The following is a 12,552-nucleotide window of genomic DNA, read 5'->3' as shown; positions in this document are numbered from 1 at the left end:
TTGGATCGAGACTGCGACCTGGGACGCTTAGGTGAGGTTAAATCGCGGAAGGAGCGGGGTAATTGTCGCGAAGGCAGTCAATCGCATGCTTCGAGCGGCCGCCAAATTGCCGCACCTGACTTTGCGCTTTATTAACCGTACCGCGGCTCAGCGCTCGCGTAGCGCTTCGTCGCGCAGGGTGCGGGCCGGCTTGACGATGTAATCCAGAACCGATTTTTGGCCGGTGAGGACTTCAACCGTGGTGACCATGCCGGGAATGATGGGGAGTTGCTTCTCCTCCGTTCCCAGATGGTTCTTATCGGTCCGGATCATGACCCGGTAGAAACTCTCCTGTCGCTCCGGCGTCTTTTCCGCCTTGTCGTCGACGATGGTATCGGCGCTGATGCGCTCGACCTTGCCTTTCAGCGAGCCGTAGACAGAGGAATCGTAGGCCGAGATCTTCACGACGGCATCCTGGCCGGGCCGGATGAAGGCGATATCCTGCGGCCGAATGCGGCCTTCGACCAGGAGCGTATCGTCAAGAGGAACGATATCCATGACGTTGGCACCAGGCTGGACGACAGCGCCCAGGGTGGTGATGTTCAGCTTGTTGACGATCCCGTGCACTGGCGCCCTCAGATCGGTTCGCTTGACCCGGTCCTGTGCCGATTTGATGTTTTCGTCGAGCACGGCGAGGTCGCCCTTCGACTTGGCAAGGTCTTCGTCCGCCTGGGAACGGAAGGAAGAGACCGTACTCGCGATCTTGGATTGAGCCTCTGCGAGCTGTCCCCTCATTTCGGTCGCCTGGCGGTCGAGGCGCAGCATCTCGATCTCCGGCACGACCTTCTGCTCATACAGCTTCCGTGTCAGAGCCAACTCCCGATCGAGCAGCTTGAGCGTGCCGGTCAGGCGCGTGACTTGCTGGTTCAGCACGTCCACGTCCTGCGCCAGCTTCTGCGAGCGCATCTTGAACACGCTGGTCTCTGTGGCCACGGCCGACGGTACGACCTGGTCGAGTTGATCGGGAAATGCCAGCTCGGTCTTTCCCCTCGCTTCGGCCTCCAGCCGGGTGACGCGTGCGGCCATTGCGGCGCGTCGCTCCCTGATCTCGCCGAATTCGGATGCGAATTTCGTATCGTCGATGCGCATCAGCGATTGCCCCCGCTGGACGATCGCTCCTTCCTGCACGAGGATCTCGCCGACGATACCGCCTTCGAGTGACTGCACCACCTGGATCTGGCGCGCCGGCACGACACGCCCGTTGCCGCGCTTGACCTCGTCCAGGATGGCGAAGTGCGCCCAAGTCACGAACACCGCCAGCATGGCGAGGAATGTGATCAGGAGCATGCGTGAAGTTCGCGGCGTGCGCGTGAGCGCGGCAGCCCGGACATCATTGGCGAAAGCAAAATCGGATGACGCCATGGTTCAGCCCTGCGATTGAGCTCGGGACATGGTGGGGTGGGGCGCATTTTCGGCGGAAGGCCCACTCGGCCTTCCCTGAAGCAAGGCGAGGACCTTGTCGCGTGGCCCGTCGGCGACGAGGCGGCCGCTATCGAACAGCAGCAGCCGGTCGACCGCATTGAGCAGCGAGAGGCGGTGCGTCGAGATGATCAAGGTCATGCGGTCGCCGTGGATCGCCTTCAACCGCTCGAGAAACTCGGCTTCGCTGCGCACGTCGAAATGCGCCGTCGGCTCGTCCATGAATAGAATCCGCGGATTCCTGATCAGGACACGCGCGAGGCCGATTGCCTGCTTTTGACCGCCCGAGAGGCTGCGACCGCCTTCGGCGATCGGCATGTCATAGCCCATCGGATGGCCGGCAATGAACGTTTCAACACCGGACAGACGGGCCGCGTGAAGCACTTCCTCGTCAGTCGCCTCCGGCTTGCCGAGGGCGATGTTGTCACGCAGTTTGCCGAAAAAGAGATCGGTATCCTGGAGGGCAAAGCCGATGCCGGCGCGAAGATCGGCGGGATCGTATTGACGTGAGTCAACGCCGTCGACGAGGATTCGCCCTTCCTGCGGCTCGTAGAAGCCCAGCAGGAGCCGGCCAACTGTCGTTTTCCCCGATCCGACGCGTCCGATGATGCCAACACGCTCGCCACTTTCGATTTTGAACGTGACCTTTTCGAGCGCCTTGCCCGGCGCATTGGGGTAGGCGAAGCTGACGTTATCGAAGCTGATGCGCCCCTGGTCGATCTTCCTGGATATATAGGTGCGCTGGGGTGACCGTTCCCGTTCCAGCGACATGATGCGATCGATCGATTTCAGCGAGGATAGCGTCTGGGTGCCGCGCGTGATCACCGAGGCGATACCGGCGATCGGAGCCAGCACGCGACCAGCCAGCATGTTGGCTGCGACCAGCGCACCCATCGAGAGCTTGCCGTCGAGAATGAGGAGCACGCCGATGACGATGAGGAGGAGGCTCGTTGCCTGCTGGGCTGCGTTGGTGGCGGTAAGAGCCATCGAGGACCAGAAATGCACATCCTCGCCCGAGCGGGCGGTGGCCGCGACAGAGCGCTCCCAAGCCGTTTGCATCCGAGATTCTGCGCCAGTGGCGCGCACAGTCTCCATGCCGGACAGCGATTCCACGAGCACGCCGTGCCGCGCGGCAGACTCTGCCTGGAGCCTCTTCATGGCACGGCTCAGCGGACGCTGCAGCCCCAGACCGATGACAATCATGATCGGCAACATGGCGAGCGGTATCCAGGCAAGCGGACCCGCGATCGTGAACAATACACCGATGAAGATGATGGCAAAGAACAGATCGGTCGCCGAAACCACGCTGCCGGATGTGAAGAACTCACGGACCGAATCGAAATCACGAAGCTGGTTGGCGATGATGCCGACCGACGACGGCCGCTGCGCCATCTTGACCGACATGACGTGCTCGAAAATGTTCGCGGCCAGTACCACATCCATGGTCTTGCCGGTCGTGTCGATCATTTTGCTTCGAACCATCCGCAGCACGAAGTCGAACAGGATGGCAAGGCCCATTCCGATCGACAGCGCGATCAACGAGGGAACGGCGCCGTTCGGCACGACGCGGTCGTAGACGCTCATCGTGAACAGCGGCGTGGCCAGTGCGAGCATGTTGACGAGCAATGCGGCGAGCGCGATGTGCCCGTAGCTGCGCCAGTGCACTTTGGCGGTCGACCAGAACCAGTGACTTCGCGGCAGATCGCCGGCGGCTACGACACGCTCGTTGCTCTCGGCTGCAGCCCTGACGAAGAACGCATATCCGGTGTAACCCGGCGCGAGAGTTTGGACGGAGTGTACTTCCGGGCTATTCGGCGTCAGGGACGGATCGATGACCCTGATGTCGCGTCCGGAGTTTTCGAACTCCAGGAGAATGAGCGTCGTCCCGTTTTTCATGATCAGGACGGCAGGCAGCACAAGTGCGGGTATGTCCGCGATCTCGCGCTTGACCGCTTGGGTCTCGAGTCCTGCGCGCCGAGCTGCGCGATCGTAGAGCGGGACTGACAATCGCCCGTCGAGGATCGGCAGTCCTCCGAGGAGCGCCTCTCGACTGACGGCGCGGCCGTGATAGGCGGACAAGTACATCAGGGATGATGTGAGCGGGTCACCCTGATGGGGAGCGGCTGCTGCTTGCTCGGGTTCGGGCGCGGCTGTCGTTACCGCAGCGGAGCGGCCATGCGTGCGCGTTGGCTCGGTTGATCGAAACAACAATTGCAAATGCCCAAAATGAAATGACGTGTTTCGTTAACAAGTTCGTCATTCCAACATAGCCGAAAACGTCGAGGAATCATTTAGTTAATAGGTTGAAGTCCGACTAAAGGTTAATCGTCAAAGAGATTTTCGTCGTTTGGCGCACCGCCAACCGCACCCTTCTCCCTGGATTACATTCCGGAACCGGAACTATCTCTGAACCGGGTCAAATGCTGTCGCCAGCCAATGTGGCTTCTTGTCTGCCGCGTAAGCGGCAACAGGTAAGGTCTGCAACGCAACCGGGGCGTCCGTGCCTAGCTGCTGGGTAAGCCACGCGTTTGCTCCCGCCGAACTCGGCAGGGCGGACGATCTTGGCCACCTGTCCTTGAACATATCGGCGTCGGGTGCTTCACGCGCATGGCCAAGACGTTGCGGCGCCGCTTCAGGTGCGGGCACCGGAACATTGAGTGGCTCAGAGCCGGTCTGTGGCAACTTCAAGCGAGGCGTAGGCAATTTGTAGGTCGGCGTCCCAAGGAGCCCGAGATCCACCGGTGCGGCATCAACCGGTGGCGGAGCCTTCAGGTATTCGAGTAAGGTGCCCGTGGCCGCCAGGAGTTGATAGTCGGCAAATACCACGACGCCACGTGCCGAAGTCAACGAGACCAGCCCATTGAAGTACTGGTTCTGCGCGTTCAAGAGGTCGATCAGCGAGCGCTGGCCAAGCTCATATTCCTTCTGAAAGGCCGCAATCGTCTTCCGACTGGCGTCGTTCTCACGTATCAGCGTCGTTATTCTGGTCGCCGTGACCGTGCGCGCCGCCCACGCCTTGTCGATCGACTCGATGGCGTCGCGCTGGAGGCGTGCATGCCGCGCCGTGCTCTCGACATAGCGTTCGGCCATCTCGGACCGACGCCAGACATCCTGACCGCCGCGGAACACGTCCCAGGACATCACGACCTTGCCGCTGTAGTCGTCGTGAGTGACGCCCAGGTAGGGATAGGTGTTGTCGTTGTGTGTCGCGCGGCCCTCGAGTGAGAAGGTCGGCACAAACGCGCCGTCCGTCACGCGATACGCATGCTTTGCCGCATCAACGTCGGCCTGAGCGGCCTGAATTGTGGGGTTGAACCGGACAGTGGTCGCGAGCGCCTCGTCGCGGCTCGACGGCAGGCCGGCCAGCGGGGCCGGGAAACGAAGATTGATGGGTTCGAGTCCAACGACCTTGCGGTACTTGGCGCGCGACTCCTCCAGGCTGCGGCGGAATTCGATGAGCGTCGCACGCGCACTTTCAACCCGTTCGCGGGCCTGTTCGAGATCGCCTTCGCCGGCCCGTCCGCCGGAAAAGCGCGTGTTGACGTTGGAGAAGATCTTCTCGTGATTTGTGACGTTCTGCTCGCCAAGCTGAACCAGTCGCAGATAGCGCACGACGTCGACATAGGCTTCCGCCGCGTCCAGGGCAATCAGTTCGGTGCGTTCGCGCACCCTGAATGCGGCTGCATTGACACGGGCCGTCTGCCGCCAGATGTCGTGGATCGAAGCGAAGCCATCAAACAGAAGTTGTCGGACGACCACGGACTCCTGCGATCCGTTCCGCCACAAGCCATTGCCCGCGACCGGGATGGGCAGGGCGGTGCTGCTCGTGACGGCAGCGCTCTGATCGAACTTTTCGGGCCCCCACCGTGCTTCGACACGCACCTGCGGCAACAGCGTGCTCTGGGTTTGCCGAAGCTCGCTCTCCGTGGCGCGACGGTTGGCCGATGCCTCGCCGACGCCCGGGTTGGTTTTGACGGCCTGCTTTAGCGCGTCGTTGATCGAGAACGGCTCCGCCATGGCGGTTCCGCACGGAACGAGCAGCAAAGCACTAGAAATCAGAATTCGCCCAAACAATTTAACCTCCACCCGTGTCGGTTGCGACGAACGCGGGGCCCCCGGAAATAGCGATCAGCTTTGCAAGGACTGGAATGATAATCTAGGCCGAATGAGTAAAAGGTGGGCAAATGGAGAAGAGCTGTCGCATTTTCGCCACTTATTTGCGAAAAAGGGTGTTATATTACCTCTCCTGAGAGATTAGAGCGGCCCGCCCTTACGATTTGTTTACCTTGTCCTCCGTCAGGGATGCCCGATTCTCGTGCGCCGAATGAGAATACAAGCCATTCGTCGATGCCTTTAAGAATTGCATGTCTCTTTTACTGGAGGCGGGGATTGCAGGTTTGCCATCTTCATTTCCCGATACTTCGTCAATCTTGATCGAGCCGGCGCGGGCCATCTCGCATTCAGCCCATGATCTCCTGCACCATCGGCACCACCTTGCGGCCGTAAAGCTCGATGCTCTTCATCAGCTTCTCGTGCGGTAACGGCCCGGCCGAATATTTCAGCTGGAAGCGCGCAATGCCGAGCGCCTTCGCCGTCTCGGCGATCTTGCGCGCGACGGTCTCCGGCGAGCCGACATAGAGCGAGCCGTGCTCGGCTTCGTTCACGAACTCGTCGCGGCCCATCGGCGGCCAGCCGCGTTCCTTGCCAATGCGGTCGCGCATCGCCTTGTAGTCGGGCCACAGTTCTTCGCGCGCCTGTTCGTCGGTTTCGGCGACGTAGCCGGGTGAATGCACGCCGATCGGCTGCGCGATGCGGCCGAACTCCTTGAACGCGCGGTGATAGAGATCGACGAAGGGCGCAAAGCGTGCGGGATCGCCGCCGATGATCGCGAGCATCAGGGGCAGGTCGTAATGCGCGGCGCGCACCACCGATTGCGGGCTGCCGCCGACGCCGATCCAGGTCTTAAGCCGGCCATTCTCGACCGGCGGATAGACCAGCTGATCCCGCAGCGGCGGACGCAGCTTGCCTTCCCAGGTCACCGGTTTCTGCGACAGCAGCGCGGCGAACAAATCGAGCTTTTCCTCGAACAGCGCCTCGTATTTGCGCAGGTCGAAGCCGAACAGCGGAAAGGATTCCGTGAACGAGCCGCGGCCGAGGATCACCTCGGCGCGCCCGTTGGAGAGGGCGTCGAGCGTGGCGAAGCGCTGGAACACGCGGATGGGATCGTCCGAGCTCAGCACGGTCACGGCCGAGCCGAGATGGATGCGCTTGGTGCGCGACGCGACCGCGGCGAGCACGGTCTCCGGGGAGGAGATCGCGAAGTCGGCGCGGTGATGCTCGCCGAGGCCGATGAAGTCGAGGCCGAGCTCGTCGGCAAGCACCGCCTCGTCCACGACGTTGCGGATCACCTGCGCATGCGCAAGCATGGCGCCGGAGGCGTCCCTTGTGACGTCGCCAAAGGTATCCAGTCCGAATTCGAGCGGTGCGGTCATCGTTCAGGTCTCTGAGGGGAGGATCGACCACACCTAATGGACCGCCCTCAGTTCACAAGTCGGCTTTCGGAAATGCTCGGTTTCCGTTTGGAAGACTATCAGGAGATCCGCACGACCATCTTGCCGAGTGCCCCGCGGGTCTGCATCGTCCTGAACGCCTCGCGAAAATCATCCAGCGCGAAGACGCGGCCGACCGCTGGCTTCAGCTTGCCCCCGGCGAGCCAGCCGATCAGCTGCGCCATCAGGCGGTTCTGTACTTCGGGCTCTCGTGTCGGAATCTGCGCGAGATCGACGCCGAGCAGGGCGCCGCCCTTCAGCAGCGGCAGATTGAAAGGCAGCGCGGGAATGGCGCCGGCGGCAAAGCCGACCACGAGATGACGTCCGCGCCAGGCGATGGATCGGAACGCCTGCACCGAGATCTCGCCGCCGACGGGATCGAAGATCACGTCGGCGCCGTGTCCGTTGGTCAGCTCTTTGAACGTGTCGCGCCAGCCCGACTGCGTGTAGTCGATCACCGCGTCGGCTCCGTGCGCCAGCGCGAACTCGCGCTTCTCCGGGGTCGATGCCGCCGCGATCACGCGGGCGCCGAGCAGCTTGCCGATCTGAACGGCCGCGGTCCCGGTGCCGCCGGCCGCGCCCAGCACCAGAAGGTGCTCGCCTGCGACCAGCATGGCGCGTGCGCTCAGCGCATAGAGGGCGGTGAGATAATTGGCACGAAACGAGGCCGCGACCTCAGCCGTGACGCCGTCCGGGAGCGGATGGAGCGCTTCGGGCCGGACGACGATCTCTTCAGCGAGCGCGCCCGACCGCGTCATTCCCATCACTCGCATGCCGGGCTGATAGCCACCCGGCCTGCCAGGCGCTTCGCTCACGATCCCGGCGAACTCCGTCCCGGGAATGAAGGGCAGGGGATCCTTGGTCTGATAGAGCCCTTGAATCTTCAGGCCGTCGACAAACCCGATTCCCGCAGCCTCCACCCTGACGCGCAGCTGTCCCGGCTCGATGTGCGGCGACGGAACATCCTTCAGCGCGATCTGATCGATGGGCGCGTATTGCTCGACGACGACGGCTTTCATTCCGGACCTCTGTGGTTCCAGCTATCCTGACAGGTCCCGAGATTAGCCTCTTGTGTCTACCGCCACATCCCCCGCATCCGCGCGCCGATGTCGACCTTGGGTCCTTGCGCGGCGGTGCGCGCTCCGGCCGCGCCTGCCTTCGGCCAGGCGGTGCGCTCGAACAGATAGACCAGGGATTCCGGGATGAAGCGGGTGCGCGAGGCGTAGACGTGGCGGTCGCCCTTGGCGGCCTGGCCGTGGACGAAGAAGCGCTGGGGCACGACGAGGTGCAGATCGTCCTTGGCGCGGGTCATCGCGACATAGAGCAGGCGGCGCTCCTCCTCGAGCTCGGCGCTGGTGCCGGCGCCGAGATCGGAGGGCATGCAGCCGTCGACCACGTTGAGCACGAACACCGACTTCCATTCCTGGCCTTTTGCGGAGTGGATGGTGGAGAGGATCAGATAGTCCTCGTCGCGCAGCGGCGGCCCGGATTTGTCGCTGGTCGCATCCGGCGGGTCGAGCGTGAGCTCGGTCAGGAATTTCTCGCGCGAGGCATAGCCACTCGCGATCTGCTCGAGCTGCATCAGATCGGCACGGCGCGTCTCGGAGTCTTCGTGGATGCGGTCGAGATGCGGCTCGTACCAGAGCCGCACGCGCTCCAGATCCGCCGGCCATTCCGAGTAGCGCAGATTTTCGACCGTGCGGACGAAGTCGGTCCAGTCTGCACCGGTGCGCGCCGGTACCGGGAGCTGGCCGAGCGCGTGCAGCGGGTCCATGCTCTCCGCCATCTGATCGAGCACGCGCTGTGCGGTCGCGGGGCCAATGCCTGGCAACAGGTGCAGGATGCGAAAGCCGGCGACGCGATCGCGTGGGTTCTCGGCGAAGCGCAGCAGCGCCAGCACGTCCTTGACGTGCGCTGCGTCGAGGAATTTGAGCCCGCCGAACTTCACGAACGGGATGTTGCGGCGGGTCAGCTCGATCTCCAGCGGACCGGAATGCGAGGAGGTCCGGAACAGCACCGCCTGATGCTTGAGCAGGGCACCTTGCTCGCGATTGGCCAAGACTTCCTCGACGATGTAGCGCGCCTGGTCGGCCTCATTGTGCACGGTGACGAGCTGCGGCTTCTGCGAAGCGTTGCGGTCAGTCCAGAGGTTCTTGGTGAAGCGCTCGCGCGCGAGCCCGATGACGCCGTTGGCCGCCGCCAGCACGGGTTGCGTCGAGCGATAATTGCGGTCGAGCGTGATCATTTCCGCGCGCGGCGAAAAGCTCTGCGGGAAGTCCAGGATGTTGCGCACGGTGGCGGCGCGGAACGAATAGATCGACTGCGCGTCGTCGCCGACCACGGTGAGGCCGCGTCCATCCGGCTTCAGCGCCAAGAGGATCGAGGACTGCAGGCGGTTGGTGTCCTGATATTCGTCGACCAGCACGTGATCGAAGCGGCCGCCGATCTCTTCGGCGATCAGCGCATCGCTCATCATCTGCGACCAGTAGAGCAGGAGGTCGTCGTAATCGAGCACGTGCTGGGCCTGTTTGGCTTCGACATAGGCCGCGAACAGGCCTTTCAGCTCGGCGGCCCAGCCCGCGCACCAGGGATAGTGCGCCCCCAGCACCTTCTCGATCTCCATCTCGGCATTGACGCAGCGCGAGTAGATCGACAGGCAGGTGCCCTTGGCCGGAAAGCGGCTCTCGGTTTTCGACAGGCCGCGCTCGTGCCGGACCAGGTTCATCAGGTCGGCGGAATCCTCGCGGTCGTGGATGGTGAAGGCGGGATCGACGCCGATCCGCTCCGCATATTCGCGCAGCAGTCGCGCGCCGATGCCGTGGAAGGTGCCGGCCCAGGTGAGGGCGTCGCGCATGATCGCGGCGTTGTTCTCGCCGAGTACCTTTCGGGAAATGCGTTCGACGCGGCCGGCCATCTCGGACGCGGCGCGGCGGGAGAACGTCATCAGCAGGATGCGGCGGGGATCGGCGCCGGCGACGATCAGATGCGCGACACGGTGGGCCAGCGTGTTGGTCTTGCCGGAGCCGGCGCCGGCGATGACGAGCAGGGGGGCGCCCACGGTCGCACCGTCGGCCACGCCATGCTCCACGGCGCGGCGCTGCTCCGCATTGAGCGTGTCCAGATATGTCGCCACGAATCGCCCCGGTGAAAGGGTGAGAATCGGCGATCCCGGCACGAATCGCAATGCGGCTGGACGGAACCGGTGTTAAGACCTAGGGACAAGACGGCCCAAAGTTCCAGCCCGAAAAGCGCACCCGGCATGACCGAGCTCAAGCCCGACCAGTTCGAGATGCGACGGCTGGAATCGCTCAGCAACACCATCTTTGGCGTCGCCATGACGCTGCTCGCCTACGACCTGCCGAAGGCGGCGGTGTTCACCAGCGCGCCGGACTGGAATGATCTCGCGCGGGTCTATTCCGGCAAGCTTGCCGGCTTTGCGCTCAGCTTCATCATCGCCGGTGTGTTCTGGATCAGCCATCACCGGCGGCTGGCGCGCCAGCCCGTAGGCAGCCGCGGCATGGTGATCCTCAACCTGTTCTTCCTGCTGTCGATCGTGCTGCTGCCTGTCACCAACGGCCTCTACACCAATTACGGCATGAGCAGCGCGGTCGCGGTGCTCTACGGCCTGCACCTGACTGCGATCGCCGGCCTCAATGCCTGGCTGTGGCGGAGGATTCTTGGCGGCTGGAGCCAGGAGCTCATGGCGTCGCTGTTTCCGCTGCTGGTGTTCATCCCGGGCACGATCGTTGCGGCCTTCGCGCCGCATGTCGCGCCCTTCGTGTGGTTCATCGCCTTCGGCGGGCTCCTGATCCAGCGCTTCTATGTCGCGCCGAACCCGTCGGCCGGCACGTAAAGCTTGACCGGGCGGATTTCGTAGACCGCGCTCGGATTGACCTCGCGCAGCTTCCGCGCCGCCGCGATCGCCTCCTCATCCGTGTCGTATTCCACAAGGTGGAAGCCCAGAAGCTGCTCCTTGGTCTCGGCAAACGGGCCGTCCAGCACGATGCCCGCGCCGGGACCGCGCAGGGTGCGGGCCTTTCGGGTCTCATCCAGGCGGGCGGCCGGCCCGAGGTGCCCGCTTGCCCGGAGCGGCTCCTGAACCTCGATGACTTTCGCCACGACCGCGGCGTCCTTCTCCGGAGTCCAGGACAGGATCTCGTCTTCCACGTGATAGGCCAGGATGGCGTAGAGCATCATTACCTCGTTGATTTTGCTGCGCGCGCCCCAAAGGACGTATCACCCCAACCGCTCCCGACAATGGCGGCGCGTAAAATATTGCGTGGCGGGAGCGGCGACGAAACCGTTCTGAAACCCGATTGCGGCCCAAAAGTGTGAACGCGGCCCGAAACCGGCGCGACTGATGGCCACTGAGAATAATGAAGCAATTCGGAGGCGGCCATGTCGACCATCAAGATCATCTGCGATGCGCGTCGGGCGGCACAATCGGTGCCTGCCGATCTGCACGACCAGAGCGGCCATCACCGCTATTACGGCAGCTCGGTCGAGAACGGCGGCGAGCGGATCGTCGAAAGCCGCCGCGGCAAGCAGCCGCGCGCACTGAACGTCTGCGGCTTCTGAGCCCTGCGCGGCGAACCGGGGTGCGACAATGAGCGTGCTTCACATATTGATCGCCACGATGCCGTTCCTGCTCTCGCTCGCGAGCCGGTCCAGCAAGGTGATCGCCCCGTGCCTGTTCGCCAGCATCTTCACGGTCCTCCTCGGCGATGATCCGCCGCGCGCCGCCATGGCCTGGTGCATCGGCCTGCTGATTGCCGCCGTTGCCCTGCGTGAGCGGCTGCGTGCGAGCTGAGCCCGGCGAGGTCACTGCGCGCTCAGGACCCGTTTGACCAGCGCCTCGCGCAGCGTTGCCAGCTCGCCGCTCGCTTCCATCTGCGCGATCACCGTGCCGACCTTCGGCACCAGATCGCGATGCCGTTCGTGCAGATAGTGGTAGATGTGGATGCGCTCCAGCGGCGGCGAGAGCGGGTGGATCCTGGCCTGCAGATCGAGTTTCCTCACCGCGACGAGCCCGCTGAAGAGGTCGGTGACCATCACGTCGAAACGGTCGGCGTCGAGCATCCTGACCATGTTCTCGAGGCTCGTGGTCGCCGTGACGCGGGCCATGCCGCGCGTGCCGGCTTCCGAGGAGCCGACGCCGCGGACGATGCCGATGCTGTAGTCTTTGATCGAATTCCAGCCATCGACGTCGAAACGGAGTTTCGTCGCGAAGACCGCCGGCTCGATATAGTTGATCGCCGGCGTGACCTGAATCAGCGTCGGGTAGTCGCGGGAGAGCGTTCCGATCCGCTGGATCTCGCCGTCGACCTCGCCGGCGCTCGACAGTGCCAGCGCGCGCTTGCCGGGGACGTCCTCGAACTCCAGCTTGATGTTCAGCTTGGCGTAGACGGCCCGCAGCATCTCGCCGCCGACATATTGATCGGGGATGTCGGCGATCCGCGCCAGTCGGATCAGCTCCTGCGCCGGTGACGGACCGGCTGCGAGCAATGCCAGGCAGGCGACGATGATCCGCCACATGAGGCGTCTC

The 12,552-nt window shown here is 63.5% G+C and carries 11 protein-coding genes; 3 read left to right on the top strand and 8 right to left on the bottom strand.

Features of this window, described 5'->3' with window-relative positions; all coding sequences use genetic code 11:
• Window positions 1-147 precede the first annotated feature (147 nt).
• From NLM25_RS28130 to NLM25_RS28105, 6 genes are all read right to left on the bottom strand, one after another.
• Complete coding sequence (locus NLM25_RS28130) at window positions 148-1,401, bottom strand: HlyD family type I secretion periplasmic adaptor subunit (RefSeq protein ID WP_254120649.1); 1,254 nt, start codon at window positions 1,399-1,401, stop codon at window positions 148-150.
• Window positions 1,402-1,404: 3 nt separating this feature from the next.
• A complete protein-coding gene (locus tag NLM25_RS28125) occupies window positions 1,405-3,675 on the bottom strand; it encodes a type I secretion system permease/ATPase (protein WP_256570745.1) in 2,271 nt (756 codons plus the stop codon).
• A 183-nt stretch (window positions 3,676-3,858) separates the two neighbouring features.
• On the bottom strand, window positions 3,859-5,475 hold the full coding sequence (locus NLM25_RS28120) for a TolC family outer membrane protein (RefSeq protein WP_254139157.1): 1,617 nt from the start codon (window positions 5,473-5,475) through the stop codon (window positions 3,859-3,861).
• 443 nt (window positions 5,476-5,918) lie between these two features.
• On the bottom strand, window positions 5,919-6,950 hold the full coding sequence (locus tag NLM25_RS28115) for an LLM class flavin-dependent oxidoreductase (protein ID WP_254139156.1): 1,032 nt from the start codon (window positions 6,948-6,950) through the stop codon (window positions 5,919-5,921).
• 98 nt (window positions 6,951-7,048) lie between these two features.
• Complete coding sequence (locus NLM25_RS28110; RefSeq protein ID WP_254139155.1) at window positions 7,049-8,026, bottom strand: NADPH:quinone oxidoreductase family protein; 978 nt, start codon at window positions 8,024-8,026, stop codon at window positions 7,049-7,051.
• Window positions 8,027-8,082: 56 nt separating this feature from the next.
• Complete coding sequence (locus NLM25_RS28105) at window positions 8,083-10,140, bottom strand: ATP-dependent helicase (RefSeq protein WP_254139154.1); 2,058 nt, start codon at window positions 10,138-10,140, stop codon at window positions 8,083-8,085.
• A gap of 126 nt (window positions 10,141-10,266) precedes the next feature.
• Here NLM25_RS28105 and NLM25_RS28100 point away from each other — a divergent pair, with 126 nt between their 5' ends.
• Window positions 10,267-10,860: a TMEM175 family protein gene (locus tag NLM25_RS28100; protein ID WP_254120635.1), complete on the top strand. Its 594-nt coding sequence runs from the start codon at window positions 10,267-10,269 to the stop codon at window positions 10,858-10,860.
• Here NLM25_RS28100 and NLM25_RS28095 read toward each other — a convergent pair.
• The gene (locus NLM25_RS28095; protein ID WP_254139153.1) at window positions 10,827-11,201 is read right to left on the bottom strand and encodes a YciI family protein; all 375 of its coding nucleotides are present in this window, start codon (window positions 11,199-11,201) and stop codon (window positions 10,827-10,829) included. The genes NLM25_RS28100 and NLM25_RS28095 overlap by 34 nt on opposite strands.
• A 204-nt stretch (window positions 11,202-11,405) precedes the next feature.
• On the opposite strand from NLM25_RS28095, the gene NLM25_RS28090 reads away from it, so the two are divergent.
• Both NLM25_RS28090 and NLM25_RS28085 read left to right on the top strand, forming a co-directional pair.
• The gene (locus NLM25_RS28090; RefSeq protein WP_254120632.1) at window positions 11,406-11,585 is read left to right on the top strand and encodes a hypothetical protein; all 180 of its coding nucleotides are present in this window, start codon (window positions 11,406-11,408) and stop codon (window positions 11,583-11,585) included.
• Between the two features lie 28 nt (window positions 11,586-11,613).
• Window positions 11,614-11,817, top strand: a complete 204-nt coding sequence (locus NLM25_RS28085; RefSeq protein WP_254139152.1) for a hypothetical protein — start codon at window positions 11,614-11,616, stop codon at window positions 11,815-11,817.
• Between the two features lie 11 nt (window positions 11,818-11,828).
• Here NLM25_RS28085 and NLM25_RS28080 read toward each other — a convergent pair whose 3' ends face one another.
• Window positions 11,829-12,542, bottom strand: a complete 714-nt coding sequence (locus tag NLM25_RS28080; RefSeq protein ID WP_254139151.1) for an ABC transporter substrate-binding protein — start codon at window positions 12,540-12,542, stop codon at window positions 11,829-11,831.
• Window positions 12,543-12,552: the final 10 nt, after the last annotated feature.

This window comes from Bradyrhizobium sp. CCGB01 (assembly GCF_024199795.1).
Taxonomy (GTDB): domain Bacteria; phylum Pseudomonadota; class Alphaproteobacteria; order Rhizobiales; family Xanthobacteraceae; genus Bradyrhizobium.
Note: the sequence above shows the minus strand (reverse complement) of the source record. Positions and strands in the feature narration are given on the sequence as shown.